Origin of the sequence: Zunongwangia atlantica 22II14-10F7, assembly GCF_002094855.1 — a bacterium.
Lineage (GTDB): Bacteria > Bacteroidota > Bacteroidia > Flavobacteriales > Flavobacteriaceae > Zunongwangia > Zunongwangia atlantica.
Window position 1 is genome coordinate 53,181 of the sequence record NZ_ARYN01000013.1, and the last position, 25,614, is coordinate 78,794.

Sequence of the window (25,614 nt, forward strand, 5' to 3'; positions counted from 1 at the left end):
CTACTTTATTCTGTTAAACAGACTTTTTACTTTCATTTTAATTACTCCAAAAACGGCCTCATAAATAATTGAACCGCTCATTTTAGAGGTTCCCCTTGTTCTGTCGGTAAAAATAACGGGGACTTCAGTTACTTTAAACCCTAAAAGATGCGCTTTAAACTTCATCTCTATCTGAAACGCATATCCTACAAACTGTATTTTATCCAGTTTTATACGTTTTAAAACTTCTTTTTTATAGCATACATAACCCGCCGTGGTATCTTGTATATCCATGCCAGTAATAAACTGAACATATTTAGAGGCTAACCAAGACATTAATACACGATTCATTGGCCAGTTAATCACATTAACTCCGGTAACATACCTGGAGCCAATAGCAACATCTGCACCTTCCCGCTTGCAGGCATTATATAATCGTATAAGATCGTTGGGATTATGGGAAAAATCGGCATCCATCTCGAAAACATAATCATATTCCCGCTTTAAAGCCCATTTAAATCCATGAATGTACGCAGTTCCTAAACCTGTTTTCTCTTGGCGTTCTTCAAGAAAAAGCTGTTCTGGAAACTCGGCCTGTAGCGTTCTAACTCTAGTAGCCGTACCATCTGGCGAATTATCATCTACCACCAAAATATGAAATTTACGCTGCTGTGAAAAAATATTTCTAATAAGCCGCTCTATATTCTCTATTTCATTAAAAGTGGGTATAATAATTAGCCCATGAACCATTCTAGCAAATTTTGCACAAATGTAGGCATTTTAAACAATGCTTTCTTTTGTTTTTAAGCTTAGTTTTTATCACATTACTTTAAATTTGCAAAAAAAATAAACGTGCAGGCCATAGAACGTTATACCGAACCTTTAGACTGGATTACTATTATATTTATTATATGCTTTATTTTAATTGTACTAGTTAGGAACCTGTATACAAATCGTTTTAACGAATTTCTCTATATTTTAACCTCTAACAAATTTATGTTGTTTAAAGGAAAAGAGAACAACGCTTTTCATGGATTTAACATATTACTTTTTAGTGTAAACGCCCTTTCTATATCTGTTCTAATATTCTGGTTTTACAAATATTACACTAATCCTTCTCCTGCTAATTACCTTTTTATATATATACGAATTCTTACGGCTTATGTGTGCTTTATCCTTTTAAAATTTGGGGTAGAAAAAATCATCTCAAATATCTTTAATATCGATAAAGTGATCGATATCTATTTATTTCAAAAATTAAGTTATCGTAATTATATAGCACTGCTAGTCTTCCCAATTACACTTTTATTAATCTATACGCTTAACATTAGCGATTTATGGGTTTATGGGGTTGCTGGATTTATACTTTTAGCCAATTTAACAGGCATATTTAACATCTTTAAGCAGTATCAAAAGTTAATTAGCGCTAACTGGTTTTATTTTATTTTGTACCTTTGCGCTCTTGAAATTGCACCGTATTTTATTTTATATAAGCTTATTACAGTGTATTAAACGATCAGATAAAGAATTGATATATGAAAGTGAAAACAATTTTGGTTTCTCAACCAGAGCCTAAAATAGAAAATTCTCCTTATTTCGAGCTGGAGGAAAAGCAAAAGGTTAAAGTTGATTTCATCCCTTTTATTCATGTAGAAGGTGTTTCTTCTAAGGAAGTTAGACAGCAAAAAGTAGATCTTTCAAAACATACCGCCATAATCCTAACCAGTAGAAATGCAGTAGATCACTTTTTTAGAGTTGCTGAAGAAATGAGGTTTAAAGTACCAGATTCTCTAAAGTATTTTTGCCTAAGTGAAGCAGTAGCCTATTATCTTCAGAAATATGTGGTTTACAGAAAACGTAAAATTTATGTTGGTAAACGTACTTTTGAAGAACTTTCTCCACTTATTAAAAAGTATAAGAACGAGAAATTTTTACTTCCGTCTTCAGACATGCTAAAACCAGTAATTCCAAAAACTCTTGATAAATTAGGAGTACAATGGAAACAGGCTGTATTTTACAAAACTGTAGTAAGTGACCTATCCCACCTAAGCGATGTAACTTACGACATTTTAGTATTCTTTAGCCCAAGCGGAATTAAATCCTTATTTGAAAACTTCCCAGATTTCAAACAAAACAATACAAGAATAGCTGTTTTTGGTAATACAACAATTAAAGCTGCAAAAGAACACGGACTAACCGTAAACATTAAAGCTCCAACTTCAGAAACGCCATCAATGACCATGGCGCTTAATAAATATATTGCTGAAGTTAATAAGAAATAAAAATTACCTTCTATTAAAATTCGAAATCCGGTGTTTTATTTAAAAAGCACCGGATTTCTTCATTTACAACATTAACAAATAATACTAGTCATTATATTCTAAAGAGACCGGACCTCCCATTAAAATTTGCTGACTCGCATATTCTTTAAACTGAGAAAAATTAGCATGAAATGTATAAGCAAGCTGCTCGGCTTTCTCATCGTAAAATTCTTTATTTTCCCATGTATTTCTTGGATTTAAAATTTCATTTGGCACATCTGGACACTCTTTTGGCATTTTGAGTCCAAAAATTTCATGAGTTTCAAACTCTACATTATTAAAAGCTCCAGCAAGCGCAACGTTTATCATCGCTCTTGTATATTTTAACTTCATTCGTTGGCCAATTCCATAAGAACCACCTGTCCACCCTGTATTTACCAGCCATACATTTACATTAGCTTCTTTCATTTTTCGGCTTAGCATTTCAGCATAAACTGTTGGGTGTAAAGGCATAAATGGAGCGCCAAAACATGCTGAAAAACTTGGTTGTGGTTCTTTAATTCCTTCTTCAGTGCCAGCCACTTTTGCGGTATAACCACTAATAAAGTGATATGCAGCCTGGCCGGCCGATAATTTACTTATAGGAGGTAAAACTCCAAAAGCATCGGCGGTTAAAAAGAAGATATTCTTAGGATTTTCTGCTACAGACGGCTTTTGAATATTTTGAATATGATCTAAAGGATAACTAACTCTTGTATTCTGGGTAATACTTGTATCAGTATAATCTACCTCGCCATCTTTAAAGACGATATTCTCTAAAATTGCACCCGGTTTTATCGCATTATAGATATCGGGTTCATTTTCTTTAGAGAGGTTTATCACTTTAGCATAACAACCACCCTCAAAATTGAAAATCTTATTATCTGGCGTCCAGCCATGCTCATCATCACCAATAAGCCTTCTATTAGGATCTGCAGATAGCGTTGTTTTTCCTGTACCAGATAAACCAAAGAAAATAGCGGTATCCCCATCTTCTCCCACATTTGCTGAACAGTGCATAGGTAAAGTGTTTTTATAAACCGGCAGAATTAAATTTAATACCGAAAAAATTCCTTTTTTAATTTCTCCCGTATATCCAGTTCCTCCTATTAACGCAATCTTTTTATTGAAATTTAAAATTGCAAAATTTTCCTGTCGTGTACCATCTTCTTTGGGATTAGCTTTAAAACCAGGGGCATTAACAATTAACCAGTCTTCTTTAAAATTTTGCAGTTCTATTTCAGTTGGTCTTAAAAACATATTATAAGTAAACATATTAGACCATGGATATTCGTTAATTACACGAATATTTAATTTATAATCCTGGTGCGCACAGGCATAGGCATCTCTTACAAAAAGTTCTTTTCCAGACAAATAACTGGTAACTTTATCATATAATTTATCGAATTTGGCTGAATCAAAAGGAAGATTAATATCTCCCCACCAAACGCGATCTTTAGTTATTTCATCTTTTACAATAAAACGATCTTTTGGTGACCTGCCAGTAAATGTACCGGTGTTAATGGCCAGAACGCCATCATTGGTTTCTTTTCCTAAATCACGTTTTAAAGTTTCCTTTTGTAGTTGTTTTGATGAGATTTGATAATTTGCAGTCACATTTTTAATTCCGTACTTCTCTAACGAAATCGTTTTCGTAATTATGTCTTTTAAATCCATAATTAAAAGGTTTGTATGGTTTGTATAGCAGCAAATTTAAAAATCTTCAATAAATCTACTAATTTAAAACTTTAAATTATTGATATTTTAACTTTAAAGCCTTAAAAATAAAAAGTGTCCAACCTACAATTAATAAAGCTCCTCCCAATGGGGTCACTAAAGCGATACTGCTAAAATCCAATCCCGCCAATTGATCCAGACTTAATAAATAAATAGAACCACTAAAAAATACAACTCCAATTAAGAAAAACCAGTAAATAATATTGCTTTGTAACTTCGAAAAACTAGCTAAGCCAATAAGCAAAAGAGCATGATACATCTGGTAGCGCACTCCGGTTTCAAAAGAGGTTAAAGTTTCTGCTTCTAACACACTTTTTAATCCGTGAGCTCCAAAAGCACCAAGAATTACAGCTAAAAGTCCAAATATCCCTCCTGTTACTAAAAATCTACGCGTCATACTACAAGTTTTAATACCTTAGTTAGCATTACACAAAATTAGTTCAATTATGCAACAAATCCTGTTAATTGGTGCCGGAAAATCTACCGCTGTTCTTATAAAATATCTTTCTGAAAAGTCTTCCGAAGAAAACTTCACGATCATTGTTGCCGATAAAGATTTAGAGGTCGCAAAAAAAGCCATCAAAAATCACCAAAATTGCCTTGCTGCTAGCTTCGATATTTTTAATGCTGAAAGTTGTAAAAAACACATTGCTCCTGTAGACCTTGTAATTTCGATGTTACCGGCAAGATTTCATATAGAAATTGCAAAAACCTGTCTTCATCTAAAAAAACATTTGGTTACCGCTTCATACATTAGTAAGGAAATGAAGGCTCTAGACACTGAAGTTAAAAAAGCCGGACTCATTTTTATGAATGAAATTGGCGTAGATCCAGGGATCGATCATATGAGTGCCATGCAGGTGATAGATCGTATTAGGGATAAAGGCGGAAAAATGCTAATGTTTGAATCATTTTGTGGCGGATTAATTGCTCCTGAAAGCGATAATAATTTATGGAATTATAAATTTACCTGGAATCCAAGAAATGTTATTGTTGCCGGCCAGGGTGGTGTTGCAAAATTTATTCAGGAAGGAAAATATAAATACATCCCATATCACCGCTTATTTAGAAGAACCGAATTTTTAGATATTGAAGGCTACGGAAGATTTGAAGCTTACGCCAATCGAAATTCTTTAGATTACCGCAATGCTTATGGGCTTCAGGATATTTTAACTTTATATCGCGGCACCATGCGACGTGTTGGTTATAGCCGAGCATGGAATATGTTTGTTCAGCTTGGGATGACAGATGATAGCTTTACGATGGAAGATTCAGAAAACATGACCTATCGTGAATTCGTAAATTCTTTTCTTCCCTATTCCCCTACAGATTCAGTTGAACTTAAATTGCGTCATAATCTTAAAATAGATCAGGATGATATTATGTGGGAAAAATTAATGGAGTTAGACCTTTTCAATAATAACAAGAAAATTGGGATAGCAAAGGCTACACCTGCCCAGGCATTACAGAAGATATTAGAAGAAAAATGGAGCCTTTCTTCAAAAGATAAAGATATGATCGTAATGTATCACAAATTTGGTTACGAATTAGACGGAAAACAAAAACAAATAGATTCAACCATGGTTTGTATTGGCAAAGATCAAACAGAAACCGCAATGGCTAAAACAGTAGGTCTTCCCGTTGGGATTGCCGCTGTAAAAATTTTAAAAAAGAAAATAAAGTCTCCAGGTGTACATTTACCAATTTCCAAGGAAGTTTACGAACCTATTTTACAAGAACTTCAAGAAAACGGTATCATTTTTAAAGAAAAACAAACTATCTATTTAGGATACAATGCAATAGGTGGGGTAAGCAATTAGGAAATGAAATCTTTTTTCCTATTTTAGCTTTATAACTACAACCAAATGAAGATCATAGACCAAAATGTCGTTATCGATGGTATCGACAAAACCATCCTTAACTTCCTTATGGAAGATGCCAAAAGGCCAATTTTAGAAATCGCAAAAAACATAGGAATTACTGGCGCAGCTGTACACCAAAGACTACGTAAACTAGAAAAATCTGGATTAATTGAAGGTTCCCGCCTTATTATAGACCCAAGGTTATTAGGTTACAAAACTATGGCTTTTGTAGGTGTTTATCTGGATAAAGCAGTAAGTAACCCGCTTGCAGTAAATAAGCTTAAAGAAATTCCAGAAGTAATAGAATGCCATTACACCACAGGAAATTGGTCTATTTTTGTAAAAGTGCTTTGTAAAGACAACGAGCATTTAATGAAAGTTCTAAATAAAAACATACAGGGCATTGAAGGTGTTTCCAGAACTGAAACCTTTATTTCTTTAAACCAACAAATAAGTCGACAAATTAAGATTTGATATTTGGATTTATTCTAAATTAAAATTAATTTTGGCGGCAAATGGATACGATTTACACCTCAAAATATTTCGTTGCCAGCCAGTGCGACAATAGCCGACGATTCTATATCGATTTTGGCCATAAAACCGTGAAGTTTTCTTTCTGCCAGTTATTAGCACTTCGTCACAAGCTGAAGTCTATAGATATTGAACAGCACGTAAACGGTGAAAACATTCATGGTTTAGAAGTTTTAAGTCTTTGTAATCGTGAGCATTTATTTGTCTTTAACACTCTAGAAATTCTTGATCTTCAGGAATTAATTCATGGAACTTTTGCCATGATGGAAATTAACTCTGTCCTAGCTTAGGTTTAGACTACTTCTAAATTGACCTCATTTTTAGCTACTTACTCCTTTTTTAGGTAATTTTGATGAAAATCAAATCCTATGAAAGACCTTGTAAGACAAAATCTACTTATTCACGTAGACATATTAGATTTATTAAACAAACAGATAAAGCAAGAAGCAGAATCCTCTGCAGCTTATCTTGCAATGGCATCCTGGTGCGATCATAACGGACTTGTTTACAGCGCTGAATTCTTTTACGAGCAATCTGCAGAAGAGCGCGAACACATGATGAAAATCTTCCACTTTATAAATGATAACGGTGGGACTGCATACTCTCCTGAAGTTGCAAATATTAATCACGATTTTGCTTCTTTAGAAGAAATATTTGAAACCGCATTAGATCAGGAAATCGCCATAACTAAAAGCATTCACAACATCGTTTATGAATGTAGAAATAAACGCGATCTTACTACTGAAAACTTTTTACAGTGGTTTATTACAGAACAAATGGAAGAAGAACAAACGATGCGCAGAGCATTAGAGTTGTTTGACCTTATAAATACTGAAAATGTTGGACTTCGCTTTTTAGACGAAAAAATTAAAGAAATTCGAGACGAAGCAAATCCTGCATAGTTTAAGACAACATCAAAATAAAAGAGGCTGCAATTTGCAGCCTCTTTTATTATTTAACAACTTATTGCTTTTAAGCTTTTTTAAGCCAATATTTAAAATTCACCTCCTGATCGATAATGGAAGCTAATTCTGAAATTGGCACGCGCTTTTGTTCCATCGTATCACGATAACGAACTGTAACCGTTTTATCTTCTAAAGAATCGTGATCTACAGTAATACATAACGGAGTTCCGGCAGCATCCTGGCGACGATAACGTCTACCCACTGCATCTTTCTCGTCATATTGCACTCTAAAATCCCACTTCAGCTCTTCTACAATCTCCTGAGCTAGTTCTGGTAAACCATCTTTTTTAAGCAATGGTAAAATCGCTGCTTTTGTTGGTGCTAAAACCGCTGGTAATTTAAGCACGGTTCTGGATTTCCCATCCCCAAGATCTTCCTCCTGTAATGAAGCAGAAAATACGGCTAGGAACATTCGATCTAAACCAATCGAGGTTTCAATTACGTAAGGCACATAATTTTCTCCCATTTCTGGATCATAAAAACGTAATTTTTTACCAGAATGTTCTTCATGTGCTTTTAAATCGAAATCGGTTCGAGAATGGATCCCTTCTAATTCTTTAAATCCAAAAGGAAAATCGAACTCAATATCTGTAGCGGCATTAGCATAATGTGCTAACTTTTCGTGATCGTGGAAACGATATTTCTCGTCTCCAAGACCTAAGCTTGCATGCCATTTTTGGCGAGTTTCTTTCCATTTTTCGAACCAGCTAAGTTCTTCTCCAGGACGTACAAAAAATTGCATCTCCATTTGTTCGAACTCACGTTGGCGAAAGATAAATTGTCTCGCAACAATTTCATTTCTAAAAGCTTTACCAATTTGTGCAATTCCGAATGGAATTTTCATTCTCCCGGTTTTCTGCACATTCGCAAAGTTTACAAAAATACCCTGCGCTGTTTCTGGTCTTAAATAAAGATCTGTAGCACTATCTGCTGATGCTCCAAGCTTGGTTCCAAACATTAAGTTGAACTGCTTAACATCTGTCCAGTTCTTAGAACCACTTTCTGGGCAGGCAATTCCTAACTCTTCAATCAAAGCTTTTACATCTGCCAAATTTTCTTCAGTTAAAGATTTAGCCAAACGCTCCAAAATTTCCTTTTCTTCAGCTTTATATCGCTGTACCCTTGGATTGGTTGCTACAAACTGCTCTTCATCAAAAGCATCACCAAAACGTTTTTTAGCTTTCTCTATCTCTTTTTGCGCTTTTTGATTGATTTTTTCAGCATAATCTTCAACCAAAACATCTGCACGATAACGCTTTTTAGAATCTTTATTATCGATTAGTGGATCGTTAAACGCATCTACGTGCCCAGAAGCTTTCCAGGTTGTTGGATGCATTAATATTGCGGCATCGATACCAACAATATTTTGATGCAGCTGCACCATACTTTTCCACCAATATTCCTTTATATTCTTTTTTAATTCAGCACCGTTTTGACCATAGTCATAAACCGCGCTTAATCCGTCATATATTTCACTAGACGCAAAAATATACCCATACTCCTTAGCATGGGATATCACGTTTTTAAATGAATCTTCTTGTTTTGCCATGTAGCAAAAATAAAAAAACCGCCATGATTTAACTCATGACGGTCTCTAAAATTTTGAGTTTCTTATCTTAAGCTAAAAGATGCTGTTCCTATAAGTGTTGCATCGTTATAAACATACACTTTATAGTTACCTTCCAGTAATTTTTCTTCAGCAGTATTAGCTAGAATACATACGTCTAATTCTTCATTTTCATAATATACTGTGCTTTGCGCACTATACACCATCACACCACCATCATGCTCTACTGCTATCTTATCGCCTACCAGCTCGTTTTCTGGATTGTAAACCTGCACATAAAGATTTTTCTCGCCAGCTTCAGTAAGATCATTGGCAGTGATTATGAAACAAGTTCTAACCTGGTCGATTCTTCTGGTACGATCGTTTTCTACAACTTTACCGCTATTTCTTACAATAACACCTTCTCCACGTAAACTGGTAATTTTAAGCTGAGAAGCTTTATTCACTTTATTTGCTAAACTTTGATTAGAAGTTTGTAACGAATCTGATAATCTTGTTTTTTCAGAAAGTTCTGTTTGAGTACTATCAATAGTCATTGCCATTCTTTGGTTTTGCAAGCTTAAACTATCTACTACTCTAAACAATCTTTCTTTTTCAGCTTTAAGATTACTAATTTCTCTACGATATCTTGTAATTAACACAAGATTTGCTTCGTAATCCTGAACTGAATCTAATAACCGGTTAATACGCTCCCGGGCATCAACCAGATTTTGATCCATAATTTCATTTTCATCAATAGCTTCATCATATTTTACGATAAGCTCGTTAAGCTCGTCCTCTATGGCCGCCTTTTCTTTCTGAAGAATTTCTTTATTCTCTTTTTCTTCATTGTAGAATCTTATCGTATAAATAGTAAGCGCAATAAGAGCCACCGCTAAAACACCAATAAGAATCTTTAATGCAGTATTATTCTTCTTTTCAGTCATCATAAAGTATTTTATATTTTATAAATTTAGAGGTTTAAGGCTTTCCGCAACAACCACTTAACAAATGTTTCACGATTTCATTAATTTGTTTTATCCAAAGACCTGCAATTGCTGCGAAAGACCATTATTGGATCGTGAAAAAGTGATTTGCACCTCTTGTTTACATCAACTCCCGCTTACTAACTATCAACCTAATAACGAAAATCAGGCAGATAAAGTATTTTATGGCAGAGCCGAAATTAATGCTGCTTATGCATTACTGATTTTTCGTAAAAAGAACATTGTGCAAATCTTACTTCACAACCTCAAATATAAGAGACAATTTGAAATAAGCTACTTTTTGGGGGAGTGGACGGGAGAAATACTTAAAAATAGCCACAGATTTACCAATATCGATATGGTGATCCCGGTTCCATTGCATAAAAACCGCTTAAAAGAACGTGGTTATAATCAAACCGAAGGCTTTGGGATAGAAATTGCCAAAAGTCTAAATGCACAGTATCGCGACGATCTACTTACTAAAACAAGCTCTTCCAAAAAACAGGCGCTAAAAAATCGAATTTCGAGATGGAACCTTATGGAACAATCCTTTCAACTCACCGATGCTTCGGCTATTTCAGGAAAACATATTTTATTGGTAGATGATATTTTAACCACTGGCGCAACTTTAGAAGCTTGCATTAACTGCTTGCGAAATTCAGAAAAAATAAAGGTCAGTATCGCTACTATGGCAATTACCATTTGATTGTTACGTTTAAATTCAAAATAATCGTTTCTTTGCGAAAGGATTTTTAAGTCTGAATTCTGAAAAATTTATAGCTCTTTTGAAGATGAACAGGAAGCTTTTCAACTTTATTCTTTTTATTGTAGTAATCACATCTGTAGTGCGATGTGCTAAGAAAGGAATGCCTGAAGGCGGCCCGATTGATGAAGAACCACCTCGATTTATTAGAGCAAATCCCGAAAATTACACTACCAATTTTGATGCTGAAGAGATTAGCATTCTGTTTAACGAATTCATTAAACTTGAAAATCCACAACAGCAAATCATCATTTCGCCACCAATGGATCCAGAACCAAATATTCTTCCGTTAGGCCAGGCCAGAAAAGATGTAAAAATCGAAATTATCGATACACTAAGAGAAAATACTACCTACGCGATTAACTTTGGGAAAAGTATCGTAGATAATAACGAAGGGAATCCTTATCCTTATTTTAAATACGTATTTAGCACCGGGGATTATATCGATTCTTTAGAAGTCTCAGGATTTATTGAAGATGCCTATTTAAAAGAAACGCCAGAGTTTGTTTCGATTTTTCTTTACGAGATGGATAGCACGTATACAGATTCTGTTGTGTATAATGAAATCCCGCGCTATGTGGCTTACACTCGCGATAGCAGTGTGAATTTTGACCTGGAAAACTTAAAAGCAGGGAAATATCAAATGGTCGCTATTTTAGATGACAACGACAATTATAAATTTAATCCTGGCAAGGATAAAATTGGCTTTTTAGAACAGCCAATCACCATTCCTACAGATAGTGTTTATACGATCTCAATTTTTCAGGAAGAGTTAGCTTTTGAAGTGAAACGACCTAAACTTTTTAAAGGAAGACAACTTTTAATTGGTTACCAGGGAGTGCCGAATTTAGATGATTTAGAGCTTAATTTTTTATATCCACCAATGGAGCCACCGGTTTCCAGAATTACCCGAGATGCTGAAACCGATACGCTTTATTACTGGTTTAGAGATCCTATAGAAACCGATAGTGTTTCTTTAGAATATGTAACGCCACGCCAACGCGACACCGTTTATATAAGAATGGCACAATTAGAACGTGATTCTTTAAATGTAAAAGCTGAACCGTCTGGAAATATTGAATACGACCAACCATTTTTACTGAAAGCAAATACGCCTTTGGTTGAAAAAAATGATGCGCTAATTACGATTTTGGATAAAGACTCGCTTGAAGTTTCTTTTACTTCTGAAATTAGAGATCTAGACAATCAATTAGAGATCTATTTCGATAAAGAACCTGAAGGGACTTACTATTTTAAAGCCTTACCAGGAACTTTAACTGATCTATTTGGAGATCAAAATGACACTATAAGTCAGAAATTAACTACCAAACCACTTTCTGATTATGGTAGCATTATCATGTCACTTCGAAATGTGCGCAGCTATCCAATGATCGTTCAATTAACCACTTTAAAAGGCGAAGTTGTTAAACAACAAACCTTAACTGAAGGTACGCAGTTCACTTTTGAGCATATAAGCCCTGGAAAATACTTTTTAAGAGTGATTTACGACGAAAATGAAAATGGTTACTGGGATACTGGTAGTTGGCTAGAACGCAGAAGACCCGAAAAAATAAGCTATTTCCCAGATACTTTAGAAACCCGCGCCAATTTTGACGAAGTATATCAATTTTACCTAGACTAATTTAAACTGATCACGATCGTCTAAAAATTTAAGCTGATTTCGTGTATTTTCGAGATGCGTTTTATCAAGCGTAATTTCTTTTGCGAATTCATTTTCAGCATTTTGCTGAGTTAAAATTTCACCCAGGCAATCGTAAATTCCGCTATGGCCGTTATAAACGAAACCATCGCCATCTTCGCCAACACGATTTACGCCAATACAAAAACTCATGTTTTCTATTGCTCTGGCTTTTAATAAAGCATCCCAGGCTGCAACTCGTTTTTGTGGCCAGTTTGCAACATAGATCAGCAAATCGTAATCTTCTGTATTTCTCGCCCAAACAGGAAATCTAAGATCATAACAAATAAGCGGACAAATTTTCCAGCCTTTATAATTTACGATCAAACGCTCTGTTCCGGCAGTATAGGTTTTGTCTTCTTTTGCCAAAGTAAAGGTATGTCGTTTATCATATTTTTGCACGTTTCCATCAGGAAAAACAAAAAATAATCTATTGTAAAATTCACCATTTTCAGTAATAATTACACTTCCGGTGATGGCCGCATCTTTTAGTTTTGCTTGTTCTTTCATCCATAGCAAAGTTTCTCCTTCGGCTTCTTCGGCTAAATTTTCGGCATTCATACTAAAACCTGTGGTGAACATCTCTGGTAAAACAATAAGTTCTACGGAATCACTTAAAGCAGCTATCTTTTTACTGAAAAGACTACGATTCGCAACCGAATCTTCCCATTTAAGATCTGCCTGAATAATCGCTACGTTTAAATTTTGCTTTGTGCTCATATTTTAAAAATAGAATATTTTTTCAAGTTCCTGTCAAATGATTGTTAAATGATTGCAGAAGCGTTCTAGATTAGATAGTTTTAGGTTAAAATCGATTCTCATGTTTTTAGAACACTTAAAAAGTAATCCAACAATTAACAACAAAACCACCCGAAGTATTATCGCAGGTGCCATTGGTGGATTGGCAGGTGGAGCTGTAAAAGGTTTGGTTGAACATTTTTTACCTGTTCGTAAAGCTGAAAATCGAAGTGCGCAACTTAAAATTTTGGATGATCTTTCTACCAAAATCACCGGAACTCCTATAAGTGTTCAAAACGAAGAATTAGCAGAACAATTGGTGAATTTTCCCGTTGGCGCTAGTGTTGGAGCTGCTTATGGCTACGGAAAAAAAGATAAAGATCAATTAAATCTTGCTGAAGGAATTATTATGGGAACCTCAACCTGGGTATCTACACATCAAACTTCGTTGCCTATTCTTGGGCTTAAAGACAAACCAACCGACGTTCCTTTAAAAATGCAAGCAAACGAGTTTATAGCGCATCTTTTATTCGGAATCACTACAGAATTGGTAAGAAATAAGGTAAATCAAGGCTTGAAGAAATAGAGTTCAGTTTACAGTTAAGGGTTTACGGTAGACAGTATTATTAGTGAGAATTTTTAGTTTTAAACCTTCAGGTACTTACTTAATATTGACAATATAAAATTTTTGGTGTAAATTCACATCAAAAACGCACCATGTCTAGACAGAGCATTTCCTTAACTGAGCCTAACGATGAATGGCTCAAAGATCAGGTAGATAGTAAAGAATATTCCAGCAAAAGTGAGATCGTTAACGACCTGATCAGACAGGCCAGAAAACAACAAGCTAAAATTGATTGGATAAGTGCTAAACTTAAAAAGGCAGAACAAAGCGGATTTACATCAGATAGTAAACATGATATTTTAGCACAATCTAAGTCATTATTAGATGGCTAATTATAAGCTTAGCAACACTGCGAAAGAAGATATAATTCGGATTCATCAATATGGCGTTTCAAAATTCGGAATGAAACAAGCCGATTTATATTTTCATCAACTTTTTGAATATTTCGAGATCATCGCCAAAAATCCATACTCATTTGAAGCTGTAGATTATATAAGAAAAGATTACCGCAGATGCGTATGTGGGTCAGACAGTATTTTCTACCGTGTGAATAATGATACGGTTGAAATAATGGCAATCATAGGAAAACAAGATTTGGACAGTATTTTTAGCTAGAACCTATCAGTTTTTAGCCTTCAGCGGTTAGATTTAATAATTACAAAATTGTAATGGAGATGCTGAAACAAGTTCTGCATGACGGACAGGTTTAGCAGAACAAAAATAAACTTATTCAAATTTCAGTATTTCAATCCTGTTTCTTGACTCGTGATTCTTTCGTCTTTACTTATCTATACTCTATTCTCTCTTGTCTAATATCTCAATTCTAAAAGCGCAGCGGTCTAATATCTAACTAGGTTTCCAGACTTTTCATCATTTTTCGAATACGGTCTTCTAGCTTTTCTGATGATAATTTTTCACGTAGTCGATCGGTAATGATCGGAAAAGAAAAAGGTGTTGGTTTTTCACAGTTTTTCCATACGACTTTTTGATGCTCTATTCGCTCTAAAGCTTGTCGTAATCTTCCTTCTTCTAATTGATGTTCAAAGGTTTCTCGAAAAGATTGCAGATAGAGTAAATTATCTTCTTCGTAATCTCTAAAGACACTAAATAACAACTGCGAACTGGATTGTAAATGTTTACTTTTTACAAGTTTGTTAGGATAACCCGTAAAAACGAGTCCGGCGATTACGGCAATATCTCTAAATTTTCGGCGAGCCATTTCTGTTGCATTCAGACTTTTATAGAGATCGTCCATTAAAAATTCCACAGAAAATAAGTTATTATCTAACACCTGCTGCATATCGATTTCCTGATCACTTAACAGCTCAAACCCGTAATCGTTAAAAGCGATAGAAAATGAAATTGGGGACAACAAACTGATACGATAAGCCAGTAAACTTCCTAATGCTTCGTGTACAAATCTACCCTCAAAAGGATAAAAGATAGCGTGATAACCTTCTCGGGTTTTAAAGGTTTCAATAAGAAATTCGTCACTTTTGGGGATTACAGATTCCTTTTTTTGACGCTCAAAAATACCGGTTAGAGCAGAAAGTTCTTCAGACTTCCCGGTAGCCGAATCATATTCTGAAGCTAGATACATTTCTTCCCGTAAAAATTCACTCATCTGCGCAGAAAAGGTCATTCTTCCGCCCATCCAACTGGGAACTTTGGCGGTTTTTTTCTTCGATTTTTTAACCAAAACCTGCATGTTTTTGATCCTGACCAGTTCTAAATTTCGGCCGGCAAAAGTAAACACATCACCCGGCGTTAATTTAGAAATAAACCATTCTTCCATGGTTCCAATATAGCCGCCTTTCATATATTTTACGCTCAGCATCGCATCACTCACGATTGTCCCAATTTGTAATCGATGTCGCATGGCAACCCCTCGATGATTCACTTTAAATCTCCCATCTTCCTCGATTTCGACCTTTTTATATTCGTCATAAACCTGTAAACTCTGGCTGCCTTTCGTGATAAAATTGAGCACCCAGCGCCAATCATCTTCAGTCATCGCCTGGAAACAAAATGTCGACTTTATTTCAGGATAAATTTCCTTCGGAAAAAACCCGTTTGAAACCGCCAATGTGGTTAAATACTGTACCAAAACATCGAAACTTAGCAAATACGGAATTCGATCTTCCACCGCTTTTTTCTCCACAGCTTTTTGCAAAGCTGAAGCTTCGATCAATTCGATCGCGTGTGTAGGTAAAAAGTAGATCACACTTTCTTTTCCCGGCTGGTGACCGCTACGCCCGGCACGCTGTAAAAACCGGGCAACACCTTTAGGACCGCCAATCTGAATAATGGTTTCTACCGGCGCAAAATCGACTCCCAAATCTAAACTCGAGGTACAAACTACCGCTTTCAGACTTTCGTTTCGAATCGCCTGTTCTACCCACAATCGTGTTTCCTTATTGATACTCCCGTGATGCATGGCAAGTTCGCCTGCAAATTCAGGATATTTTGAAATGATCTTTTGAAACCACAACTCACACTGCGACCTGGTATTGGTAAAAAGTAGCGTAGTTCTTGAGTTTTTAATGATCGGCACCACCTCATCTAACAAGTGCAATCCCATGTGTCCTCGCCACGGAAACTTTTCCATGGTTTCGGGAATAATAGATTTTACTTTTATCTTTTTCTGAAGATTCGCCCTAATCAATTCTGAATTCTGAAGTGCTTCAGATTCCGGCCCCAATAAAACTTCCCTGGCCTGCTGAAGATTTCCTATAGTTGCTGAAATTCCCCAAATTCGAAGCTTTTTTGAAACAGTTTTTAGTCGCGACAAACCAAGTTCTACCTGTACGCCACGCTTGCTCCCTAAAAGCTCGTGCCACTCGTCTACAACAATCGCTTCAAGATTTTTAAAGGTTTTATCGTAATTTTTTGAAGAAAGTAAAAGCTGCAAACTCTCTGGAGTCGTAATTAGCAAATCTGGCATCGATTTTTTCTGAGCTGCTCGCTCCTTTTGCGAAGTATCACCAGTTCTTATTCCCACCGTTAAATTAGTACCCAATCCAGAAGCAAAACGTTCAGCGGCTTGTTCAATTTCAACAGAAAGTGCGCGAAGTGGTGTGATCCAAATCGCTTTTAGTCCTTTTTTAGGCTTGGTTTTATAATCGGGATTATTTTTGATGTAATTCAGCACAATGGGCACCCAAAGCGCGTAGGTTTTACCACTTCCGGTAGGCGCGTTTAGGAGTCCGTTTTTCTTTTGCAGGTAAGCTTTCCAGGTATCCTTCTGAAATTTAAATGGTTTCCAACCCTGATCAGAAAACCAATCTTCAGCAATTTTCAAAAGTTCCTGTCTTGTCATTTTAAATAAAAATATATCCTGAAATTATCGAATTTCGAATCTAATTTTCTACGGAATCAAAGCTTTGAGATCTTCCAGCGTATTGGCTTCTTCAATTTTTTTATCGGTTCGCCAACGAAGAATTCTTGGAAATCTGGTGGCGACGCCACTTTTATGACGTTTCGATTCGGCTATGCCTTCAAAAGCGACTTCAAAAACATGATGAGGTGTCACGCTTCGCACTGGGCCAAAACGCTCTAAGGTATTTTTCTTGATCCAGGCATCTAACTTTCTAAATTCAGCATCGGTTAAACCGCTATACGCTTTAGCAAAAGTCACCAATTCTTCCTTTTTCTCGTCCCACAAGCCAAAAGTATAATCGGTAAACAAATTACTTCGCCTACCGTGACCGCGCATCGCATAGGTAAGCACCGCATCGATAGTTAGAGGATCGACTTTCCATTTCCACCAATCGCCCTTTTTACGCCCAACCAAATATGGCGAATCTAAGCGCTTCAGCATTAAACCTTCAGATTTTACTTCTCGAGATCGCTCTCTTTCTTCAGCTGCTTCTTCCCAATTTTTAAACTGGATAGTGTGCGATAAATGCAAGGGTAATTCATCAGATTTTACTTCAGTATATAATTTCTCCAGTATCGCCCTACGCTCTTTAAAAGCCCGTTGCCGAATATCTTCACCTTCCCACTCCAGGACATCATAAGCTTTAAGGATTACCGGTGTTTTTTTCAGTAAATTTTTTGAAACCGTTTTTCGGCCAATACGAGTTTGAAGATCTTTAAAAGTTCCTATTTCTCCTTCTGGAAACGGCAAAATTTCTCCGTCGATCACTGTTCCGTTTGGGATTACGCCCACAAACTTTTCGAACTCAGGATATTTATCGGTTACCAGTTCTTCCCCGCGGCTCCACACGAACAATTCGTCATTTCTTACAATTACCTGCGATCGTATGCCATCCCATTTATGCTCGGCACTCCATTCGCTTACATCGCCCAAATCTTTTGGTTCATCTTCGATTGCATAGGCCAGATAGAACGGATAAGGTTTCGATAAAAAATCCTCTTCATTTTCTTCTAAAATCAGCTTCGTATAAGTAGTTTTTGCGGGATTCCAATCGCCCATCATTTTATACGCTAAAATATCTTCGTCGATATCTGTGGCTTTAGAAAGCGCACGCGTCATTAACTTCTGGCTCACACCAATTCGAAAACTTCCGGTAATAAGTTTGGTAAAAACAAAACGCTCGTAATAATTTAAACTGAGCCAATTATCTTTTAAATATTCTTTCTTCTCTTCCTCAGATTTTGGTTTTAGATCGATGATTTCCTGTAGAAACTGATTTAGGCTTTTTTCTGAAGATGCTGAAGAAGGTGGAATTACCAAGGCAATGGTTTCAGCAAGATCACCAACGATATGATAAGATTCCTCAAACAACCACAACGGAATATTAGCAATTTCTGAAGCCCATAATCGCATTAAAGTCGTATTTACCGGTCTTGGCGGTCGCCTATGCGAAAGTATGGCGATCGTCCAAACCTTATCACGATCTGGCGCATTATTGAAATATTTGGTTAAAGCTTCAACTTTTAGCGTGGTTTTGTTGGTGCTATCCAGCGTTTTTATAAGTTCTGCAAACTGTCTCATTCGTCTTCGGTTTTAGAAGTTTGCTCGGCATTTTCTTCTTCATATTGGGTTTGCTCGGTTCTGGCATCGTAGCCAATTTCCCGAAGATATTTCGAAAAAATATCGGTATACCCGTGAGTACAGATCACTTTCTCTGCACCGGTTTCTTTTATTGAAGAGAGCAATCCCTGCCAGTCACAATGATCTGAAAGTACGAATCCGCGATCGATAGCTCTACGTCTTCTGGCACCACGAAAGGTCATCCATCCACTTGCTGAAGCCGTAACATAAGGCACCATTTTTTTAATCCATGGTGTTCCATGAGCACTCGGCGGTGCCACCACAATATTGCCTTTAATTTCATCCTTTTTTACATCGCGGGTAATCCTGGTAGTTTCTGGCATTTCTAGTTGTGGTCGCAAAACTTCGGTCATATTTTCTATCGCTCCATGCGTATAAATTTTCCCAATAGAAGTATCTAAATACTTCAGCAATCGTTGTGCTTTCCCAAGAGAATATCCAAAGATCACCGAAGTTCTTCCTTCAGCCTGATTTTGTAGCCACCAGTTATTTATTTCAGCAAAAACCTCTTCCTGTGGCTGCCATTTAAAAGCGGGTAAACCAAAGGTACATTCAGTAATAAAAGTGTGACACTTTACCGGTTCGTAAGGCTTTGCCACACCATCATCTTCAGTTTTATAATCACCGGTAAACACCCAAACTTCGCCTTTATATTCTACCCTTATCTGTGCTGATCCAATAATATGTCCCGCAGGATGAAACGAAAATTTCACGTTATTAATGCTAAAAGTCTCGTTCCAATCTTTTCCGCTTACATTAATTTCTCCTAATCGATGTTTTATAATTGGAATATTGCTGTGATGAGTAATATATTTTTTATGCCCCCAACGAGAATGATCGGCGTGTCCATGCGAGATTATCGCTTTATCTACCGGGCGCCAGGGATCCAGATAAACATCTGCCTGGGCGCAATAAATTCCTTTGTCATTAAACGCCAGTAGCGGAGTATTCTTCATCAGGTTTTTACATTTTTTGCAACAATACTGATGAAATTAGGCAAAATAGAAAGGCTAAAAAAGGGATTAAGAAAAGATTAGCGAATGTTCTATAATTGAAATTTCTTAAGAATTAAACAAAAATATCTCATCATTATTTATATTTGCAGCCAAAATCCCTCAATATGTCATTTTCAGATTTATTCGGCTCAGGAGAGCATTTAAGAAATTTAAGTCATTTTGCAGCTATTGTTAATCTTGCTGCGGTAGACGGTGCAATTAATGAAGCAGAAGAAAACTTATTAAGACGCTTTGCCAGAAAGTTGGATATTACAGAAAGTGAGTACAAAAAGGTACTTGAAAACCCTAAAGGATATCCATTAACTCCTTCTCATGATACTGAAAGACGTTTAGAACGACTTCACGATCTTTTTAGAATCATCTTTGCAGATCATATTATTGATGATGAAGAAGCCGAACTGATAAAACGTTACGCTATTGGTCTTGGTTTTTCCAGTCAGGCTTCAGAAGCTATAATTAAAAGATCTGTACAGATTTTTGGTGGACAAATCTCTTTTGAAGATTACCAGTATTTGTTAGAGAAAGAGGATTAATCTCCGTATTCTTTCATGAACGCTTCAGCTTTTTCTACCATTGTTTTGCTTCCGCAGAAAATGGCAGATCGCTCATGCAGTTCTGTAGGCATAATATCCATCACACGCTGGTAGCCATCACTGGCTTTACCACCGGCCTGCTCTACTATAAATGCCATAGGATTACATTCGTAAAGTAAACGAAGTTTCCCTTTGTTGTATTTAGTGCTTTTTGGATAAATATAAATACCACCTTTTATCATATTTCGATGAATATCTGATACCATCGAGCCTATGTATCTTGAAGTGTAAGGACGATCGCCTTCTTCTTCCTGGCAGTATTTAATATATTTTTTCACCCCGTTAGGAAAGTGTGCATAATTCCCTTCGTTGATAGAATAAATATTGCCTGTTTCAGGAAATTTCATGTCTGGATGTGAAAGATACCAGGATCCCAATGCAGGGTTTAAGGTAAAGCCATTCACTCCGTGCCCGGTTGTGTAAACTAGCATTGTTGAAGTTCCGTAGATAATATATCCTGCAGCCACCTGCAAATTACCGGGCTGTAAGAAATCTTCTGAAGTTACCGGAGTTCCTATCGGAGTCACTCTTCTATAGATCGAAAAGATTGTCCCAACCGAAACATTTACATCGATATTAGAACTTCCATCTAATGGATCCATAAGCACCACATATTTATTTTTATGGTCTTTACGGCTTCCGGCAATAGTGATAAATTCATCATTTTCTTCGGAACCTATTCCGCATACGATTTCACGATTAGTAAGGGTTTGGATAAACGTATTATTCGCAAATACGTCTAATTTTTGTTGATCTTCTCCCTGAACATTTTGTTCTCCAGCAGCCCCTGTAATATCTACGAGTCCTGCTTTATTTACCTCGTGATTTACTACTTTTGCTGCTAAGCGAATAGAACGTATTAATCTTGATAATTCTCCCGTCGAATATGGGAAATCCTGTTGGTTATCGATGATAAACTCACCGAGCGTTGGTCTGGTTTTAGTCATTTTGATTCACAGTAGTTTGTTATCAAATTTATTGAAAAATTGCCGTTTTACATCGTTTTCGTAAACGTTTTAACACAAATTAAAATTTCACCTGAAAGGTTTTCAATATGAAAATAGAAGTTAGAAAAGCTGTAAAAGAAGATATGACCGCTGTTTTAAGGCTAATAAATGAATTAGCTAAATTCGAAAATGAACCCGATGCTGTAGAGCTTACTGTAAAAGATTTGGAAAACGATGGTTTTGGAGATCGCCCGTTATTTGAATGTTTTGTTGCTGAAGCCGATGGCAAGATCGAAGGTATGGCATTATTCTATTATCGCTATTCTACCTGGAAAGGAAAAACCGTACACCTTGAAGATTTGGTGGTAAGCGAAGCTTTTCGTGGAAAAGGTCTTGGTGGCGCATTGTATGCTGCAGTGATCAATTATGCTAAAGAACAGGGTTGCAAACGAACCGAATGGGTTGTGTTGGATTGGAACACCAATGCAGTTGAGTTTTACAAAAATAGTGGCGCTACTGTATTTAAAGAATGGCGCACAGTACAGATGGATGAAGCCGCTATGGAAGCTTTTTGTGCAAAAACCCGTTAAGATTAAGCTAAGTCCTTTTAAATCCTGAAAGTTCTAAAAGCATATTCCTATTTTTGTTAAAATCAAAGCAAAAATTATGGAATATCAGATACGCGAAGCTAAACGGGAGGACATGCCAAAAGTTCTTGAATTGATCATGGAACTGGCAAAACATGAAAATGCTGAAAATGAAGTAGAAATTTCTGTAAAAGACCTGGAAACTGAAGGTTTTGACCACGGAAATTTTAAATGTTTTGTTGCCGATGTTGACGGCAAACTTGCCGGGATGGCTTTAGTTTATTTTAGATTTTCTACCTGGAAAGGTCGTACCGTTCATTTAGAAGATCTAATTGTTACTGAAAGTATGCGTGGCACTGGTTTAGGCGGCGCTCTATATAACCAGGTGGTAAAATATGGTTATGAGCATGGCGTAAAACGTGTAGAATGGGTTGTTTCTGAAGGAAATAAAAATGCGATCGAATTTTACGAAAATACAGGTGCCGATATTAAAAAGAACTGGTACACAGTTCACATGAATGAAAGCGTTATTAAAAAGAATATCCAAAAATAACGAATGAAAGTCTTCAAATTTGGGGGAGCATCTGTAAAAGATGCAGCAGGAGTAAAAAATGTTCTAAAAGTGCTGCAAAAGCACCAAAATCCAGATAAACTGATCGTAATTTCAGCGATGGGGAAAACCACCAATGCGCTGGAAGTTATTATCCAGAAATATTTGAGCGAACAATCTCCTGAACCCGAAATTGAACGATTAAGATTGTTTCATGTAGAGATCATGAACGGACTTTTCGAAAATAAGCAGGCTGCGGTTTTCGAAAAAATCAATCAGTTTTTCACCAATCTTAAAAATTTTCTTCAGCATAATAAATCGAAACAATACGACTTTGTTTATGACCAGATTATAGGTTTTGGCGAGTTAATTTCTACCAGCATTGTAAGTGAATATTTATCAAGAAACGGTATTAAAAACACTTGGGTTGACGCTCGTGACCTTATAAAAACCAATAGTACTTATCGTGATGCTAAAGTAGATTGGGAAACGACACAGAAAAATATTATTACTGAAATTAAGCCTAAAAGCATAAGTATCACGCAGGGTTTTATAGCTTCAGATGCTAACAATTTCACCACGAGTTTAGGACGAGAAGGGAGTGATTATACAGCAGGAATTTTTGCATATTGCCTGAATGCTGAAAGTGTAACAATCTGGAAAGATGTACCCGGAGTTCTAAATGCAGATCCTCGAGAATTTACCGAGACGACTTTGCTTAACGAAATCTCTTATGAAGAAGCGATCGAACTGGCCTTTTACGGCGCATCTGTAATTCATCCAAAAACGCTTCAGCCATTACAGCAAAAGGAAATCCCGCTTTTTGTAAAGTCCTTTTTTCATCCAGAAAACGAAGGCACAAAAGTTTGCAAAGGAGATGGATGCGCGGTAGTTCCGCAATTACCTTGCTTTATCGTAAAGAAAAATCAGGCTTTAATATCTTTATCTTCGCTGGATTTTTCGTTTATGGTAGAAGAAAATATTAGTGAAGTTTTTCAGCTTTTTCATCAATACCAGATGAAAGTCGATCTTATACAAAATTCGGCCATTAGTTTTTCGGTTTGTGTGGATAACAAATTCAATCAGCTTGAAAAATTAATTCAACACTTAAAGGCAAAATTTCGCGTTGAATACCAAACAGGTGTTTCATTATATACTATTCGCCATTTTAATGAAGCTGCAATTACTTCCGTAGAAAAAGGAAAAAAGGTGCTGTTAAAACAGCTTACGCATAATACTGTACAGATGGTAACAGATTGCTAAAACCTTAATGCTATTTGTTTGCTATATTTGTTTAAAACCAATTAACCAATGGGATTTGTAACCGCCAAAGAAGTTGCTCGAGTAATGAATCTCGAAAAAATGGGTTTTCTAGGAACCACGGCTGGATGGGTGCTTTTAAGAACTACAAAGCTTTCCCGATTAAATAAAGAATATCAAAAACGAAAGAGCCTTAAAGGGGTTGAGTTTATCGACTCAATTCTTGAAGGTTTCGAAATTCAGTTCGATATTCCAGAAAAGGATCTGAAGCGTATTCCTAAAACCGGCCCTTTTATTACTATTTCTAACCATCCACTTGGCGGTATCGATGGGATGATCTTAATGAAGCTACTGCTGGAACAAAGGGAGGATTATAAAATTATCGCAAACTTTTTATTGCATCGTCTAGATCCTTTACGACCATACATTATGCCGGTAAATCCTTTTGAAACTCATAAGGATGCAAAATCGAGCGTTGGCGGCATTAAAGAAGCGATCGCTCATTTGCGCGAAGGCCACGTATTGGGGATGTTTCCTGCAGGTGAAGTTTCTACTTATAAAGATGAAAAACTAATTGTAGATAAACCCTGGGAACCGGTAGCAATGCGCTTGATCCAAAAGGCAAAAGTTCCTGTTGTTCCTATCTATTTTCACGCAAAGAACAGCACATTTTTCTATCGTTTAGCCTCGATGAGCGATGTCCTTAGAACAGCTAAACTGCCTAGTGAAATGCTTTCGCAAAAACGCCGAAAAATAAAAGTGCGAATTGGTAATCCAATATCTGTAGAAGACCAGGCAGAATTTAAAGACCTGGAATCGTTTACCGGGTACCTGCGCCGTAAAACTTATATGCTGGCCAATGTTTTCGAAAAAAAGAAGCTTTTCGAGAAAATACCGCACACTTTAAAACTTCCCAAATCGCCAAAAAAGATCGCTACAGAAACCAAATCTGAGCTTATGGAAGCTGAGGTTGAAAAGTGTAGACAGCTTGACAAACGCTTACTGGTTTCTAAGAATTACGAGGTGTTTTTAGCTAAAAGAGAAATCATTCCCAATATCGTGCAGGAGCTTGGGCGATTACGTGAAATCACTTTTAGGGAAATTGGTGAAGGCACAAATAATCCGGTAGACCTGGATCCTTTTGACGATCATTATTATCATCTTTTTCTGTGGGATAGCGATGCCAAAAAAGTTGCCGGGGCGTACCGAATGGGAATGGGTGCCGAAATTTTTAAAGACCATGGTATTAATGGTTTTTACCTTCAGGATCTTTTTAGATTTGAGCCAGAATTGTATAAAATGATGAGTGAATCTATCGAAATGGGTAGAGCATTTATCATTAAAGAATATCAGCAAAAACCAATGCCTTTATTTTTGCTATGGAAAGGAATTGTGCATTGTACTCTTCGATTCCCAGAGCATAAATATCTTATTGGTGGCGTAAGCATTAGCAACAAGTTTTCTAATTTCTCTAAATCGCTTATGATCGAGTTTATGCGCTCTAATTATTACGATCCTTACGTAGCGCAATATGTAAGACCGAAGAAAGAATTTAAGGTAAAACTTGAAGATGCCGATAAGGATATCGTTTTTGATAAAAGTGAAGCCGATCTTAATAAGTTTGATAAGATTATTGACGAGATCGAACCAGAAAACCTTCGATTACCTGTATTGATCAAAAAGTATATTAAACAGAATGCAAAAGTAGTTGCCTTTAATGTCGATCCATTATTTAACAATGCGGTAGATGGTTTAATGTACATTAGAATCGCAGATCTTCCTGAAAGCACCGTAAAACCAGTAATGGAAGAATTTCAAAAAGAACTGGAAGAAAAACACTTAAACAACCAGTAATTGCAAGGCTGTTAATTTAGTGTTATACCTAAAAAGAGCTTAGGTAAATGTTATTT

The 25,614-nt window shown here is 36.3% G+C and carries 26 protein-coding genes; 16 read left to right on the forward strand and 10 right to left on the reverse strand.

The annotated features are described in order from the left end of the window. Complete coding sequence (locus IIF7_RS14250; protein WP_084842373.1) at positions 1-729, reverse strand: polyprenol monophosphomannose synthase; 729 nt, start codon at positions 727-729, stop codon at positions 1-3. Positions 730-831: 102 nt separating this feature from the next. On the opposite strand from IIF7_RS14250, the gene IIF7_RS14255 reads away from it, so the two are divergent. Beyond that, positions 832-1,491 (forward strand): DUF4271 domain-containing protein, encoded by a 660-nt coding sequence (locus IIF7_RS14255; protein ID WP_084842374.1) that lies wholly within the window; start codon positions 832-834, stop codon positions 1,489-1,491. 23 nt (positions 1,492-1,514) lie between these two features. Next, positions 1,515-2,261, forward strand: a complete 747-nt coding sequence (locus IIF7_RS14260) for a uroporphyrinogen-III synthase (RefSeq protein ID WP_084842375.1) — start codon at positions 1,515-1,517, stop codon at positions 2,259-2,261. 84 nt (positions 2,262-2,345) lie between these two features. Here the strand turns inward: IIF7_RS14260 and pckA are convergent, their stop codons facing one another. Beyond that, complete coding sequence (pckA, locus tag IIF7_RS14265; RefSeq protein WP_084842376.1) at positions 2,346-3,956, reverse strand: phosphoenolpyruvate carboxykinase (ATP); 1,611 nt, start codon at positions 3,954-3,956, stop codon at positions 2,346-2,348. Positions 3,957-4,032: 76 nt separating this feature from the next. Next, on the reverse strand, positions 4,033-4,413 hold the full coding sequence (locus IIF7_RS14270; RefSeq protein ID WP_084842377.1) for a DUF423 domain-containing protein: 381 nt from the start codon (positions 4,411-4,413) through the stop codon (positions 4,033-4,035). Between the two features lie 49 nt (positions 4,414-4,462). On the opposite strand from IIF7_RS14270, the gene IIF7_RS14275 reads away from it, so the two are divergent. The 4 genes from IIF7_RS14275 (at position 4,463) to IIF7_RS14290 (ending at position 7,311) form a co-directional block, all read left to right on the forward strand. Continuing rightward, entirely contained in the window at positions 4,463-5,836 is a 1,374-nt protein-coding gene (locus IIF7_RS14275; protein ID WP_084842378.1) for a saccharopine dehydrogenase family protein, read from the forward strand. Positions 5,837-5,881: 45 nt separating this feature from the next. Then, positions 5,882-6,352: an Lrp/AsnC ligand binding domain-containing protein gene (locus IIF7_RS14280; RefSeq protein WP_084842379.1), complete on the forward strand. Its 471-nt coding sequence runs from the start codon at positions 5,882-5,884 to the stop codon at positions 6,350-6,352. A 41-nt stretch (positions 6,353-6,393) separates the two neighbouring features. After that, entirely contained in the window at positions 6,394-6,699 is a 306-nt protein-coding gene (locus tag IIF7_RS14285) for a hypothetical protein (protein ID WP_084842380.1), read from the forward strand. A 78-nt stretch (positions 6,700-6,777) separates the two neighbouring features. Then, positions 6,778-7,311: a ferritin gene (locus tag IIF7_RS14290; RefSeq protein ID WP_084842381.1), complete on the forward strand. Its 534-nt coding sequence runs from the start codon at positions 6,778-6,780 to the stop codon at positions 7,309-7,311. A 70-nt stretch (positions 7,312-7,381) separates the two neighbouring features. Here the strand turns inward: IIF7_RS14290 and IIF7_RS14295 are convergent, their stop codons facing one another. Both IIF7_RS14295 and IIF7_RS14300 read right to left on the reverse strand, forming a co-directional pair. Further along, positions 7,382-8,923 (reverse strand): glycine--tRNA ligase, encoded by a 1,542-nt coding sequence (locus IIF7_RS14295; RefSeq protein WP_084842382.1) that lies wholly within the window; start codon positions 8,921-8,923, stop codon positions 7,382-7,384. Positions 8,924-8,985: 62 nt separating this feature from the next. Then, the gene (locus IIF7_RS14300; protein ID WP_084842383.1) at positions 8,986-9,870 is read right to left on the reverse strand and encodes a hypothetical protein; all 885 of its coding nucleotides are present in this window, start codon (positions 9,868-9,870) and stop codon (positions 8,986-8,988) included. Positions 9,871-9,931: 61 nt separating this feature from the next. Here IIF7_RS14300 and IIF7_RS14305 point away from each other — a divergent pair, with 61 nt between their 5' ends. Then, complete coding sequence (locus IIF7_RS14305) at positions 9,932-10,612, forward strand: ComF family protein (RefSeq protein WP_176218967.1); 681 nt, start codon at positions 9,932-9,934, stop codon at positions 10,610-10,612. 85 nt (positions 10,613-10,697) lie between these two features. Beyond that, on the forward strand, positions 10,698-12,311 hold the full coding sequence (locus IIF7_RS14310; protein WP_084842384.1) for an Ig-like domain-containing protein: 1,614 nt from the start codon (positions 10,698-10,700) through the stop codon (positions 12,309-12,311). On the opposite strand, the gene IIF7_RS14315 is transcribed toward IIF7_RS14310, so the two are convergent. Further along, a complete protein-coding gene (locus IIF7_RS14315) occupies positions 12,303-13,088 on the reverse strand; it encodes an amidohydrolase (protein ID WP_084842385.1) in 786 nt (261 codons plus the stop codon). The two genes, IIF7_RS14310 and IIF7_RS14315, sit on opposite strands and share 9 nt — an antisense overlap. Positions 13,089-13,188: 100 nt before the next feature. Here IIF7_RS14315 and IIF7_RS14320 point away from each other — a divergent pair, with 100 nt between their 5' ends. From IIF7_RS14320 to IIF7_RS14330, 3 genes are all read left to right on the forward strand, one after another. Then, positions 13,189-13,692, forward strand: a complete 504-nt coding sequence (locus IIF7_RS14320; protein WP_084842386.1) for a DUF1440 domain-containing protein — start codon at positions 13,189-13,191, stop codon at positions 13,690-13,692. Positions 13,693-13,823: 131 nt separating this feature from the next. Then, on the forward strand, positions 13,824-14,063 hold the full coding sequence (locus IIF7_RS14325; RefSeq protein WP_084842387.1) for a ribbon-helix-helix domain-containing protein: 240 nt from the start codon (positions 13,824-13,826) through the stop codon (positions 14,061-14,063). Then, positions 14,056-14,346 carry a type II toxin-antitoxin system RelE/ParE family toxin gene (locus tag IIF7_RS14330; protein WP_084842388.1) on the forward strand — a complete coding sequence of 97 codons (291 nt, stop codon included), beginning with the start codon at positions 14,056-14,058 and terminating at the stop codon, positions 14,344-14,346. Before IIF7_RS14325 ends, IIF7_RS14330 begins: the two co-directional genes overlap by 8 nt. A 235-nt stretch (positions 14,347-14,581) precedes the next feature. Here IIF7_RS14330 and IIF7_RS14335 read toward each other — a convergent pair whose 3' ends face one another. From IIF7_RS14335 to IIF7_RS14345, 3 genes are read right to left on the reverse strand one after another with little or no spacing between them, the layout of a single operon-like run. Beyond that, positions 14,582-17,050, reverse strand: coding sequence for a ligase-associated DNA damage response DEXH box helicase (locus tag IIF7_RS14335; RefSeq protein ID WP_084842389.1), 2,469 nt, complete (start codon positions 17,048-17,050; stop codon positions 14,582-14,584). A 48-nt stretch (positions 17,051-17,098) separates the two neighbouring features. Further along, complete coding sequence (locus IIF7_RS14340; RefSeq protein WP_084842390.1) at positions 17,099-18,691, reverse strand: ATP-dependent DNA ligase; 1,593 nt, start codon at positions 18,689-18,691, stop codon at positions 17,099-17,101. Beyond that, the gene (locus tag IIF7_RS14345) at positions 18,688-19,707 is read right to left on the reverse strand and encodes a ligase-associated DNA damage response exonuclease (RefSeq protein WP_084842391.1); all 1,020 of its coding nucleotides are present in this window, start codon (positions 19,705-19,707) and stop codon (positions 18,688-18,690) included. Before IIF7_RS14345 ends, IIF7_RS14340 begins: the two co-directional genes overlap by 4 nt. Positions 19,708-19,871: 164 nt before the next feature. Here IIF7_RS14345 and IIF7_RS14350 point away from each other — a divergent pair, with 164 nt between their 5' ends. Then, positions 19,872-20,300 carry a TerB family tellurite resistance protein gene (locus tag IIF7_RS14350; protein ID WP_084842392.1) on the forward strand — a complete coding sequence of 143 codons (429 nt, stop codon included), beginning with the start codon at positions 19,872-19,874 and terminating at the stop codon, positions 20,298-20,300. Here IIF7_RS14350 and fbp read toward each other — a convergent pair. Beyond that, positions 20,297-21,307 (reverse strand): class 1 fructose-bisphosphatase, encoded by a 1,011-nt coding sequence (gene fbp, locus IIF7_RS14355; protein WP_084842393.1) that lies wholly within the window; start codon positions 21,305-21,307, stop codon positions 20,297-20,299. The genes IIF7_RS14350 and fbp overlap by 4 nt on opposite strands. Positions 21,308-21,414: 107 nt before the next feature. On the opposite strand from fbp, the gene IIF7_RS14360 reads away from it, so the two are divergent. From IIF7_RS14360 to IIF7_RS14375, 4 genes are all read left to right on the forward strand, one after another. Continuing rightward, positions 21,415-21,897: a GNAT family N-acetyltransferase gene (locus IIF7_RS14360; RefSeq protein WP_084842394.1), complete on the forward strand. Its 483-nt coding sequence runs from the start codon at positions 21,415-21,417 to the stop codon at positions 21,895-21,897. A gap of 76 nt (positions 21,898-21,973) precedes the next feature. Beyond that, on the forward strand, positions 21,974-22,447 hold the full coding sequence (locus IIF7_RS14365) for a GNAT family N-acetyltransferase (protein WP_084842395.1): 474 nt from the start codon (positions 21,974-21,976) through the stop codon (positions 22,445-22,447). 3 nt (positions 22,448-22,450) lie between these two features. Then, positions 22,451-23,707 (forward strand): aspartate kinase, encoded by a 1,257-nt coding sequence (locus IIF7_RS14370; protein WP_084842396.1) that lies wholly within the window; start codon positions 22,451-22,453, stop codon positions 23,705-23,707. Between the two features lie 48 nt (positions 23,708-23,755). Next, a complete protein-coding gene (locus IIF7_RS14375) occupies positions 23,756-25,558 on the forward strand; it encodes a GNAT family N-acyltransferase (RefSeq protein ID WP_084842397.1) in 1,803 nt (600 codons plus the stop codon). Positions 25,559-25,614: the final 56 nt, after the last annotated feature.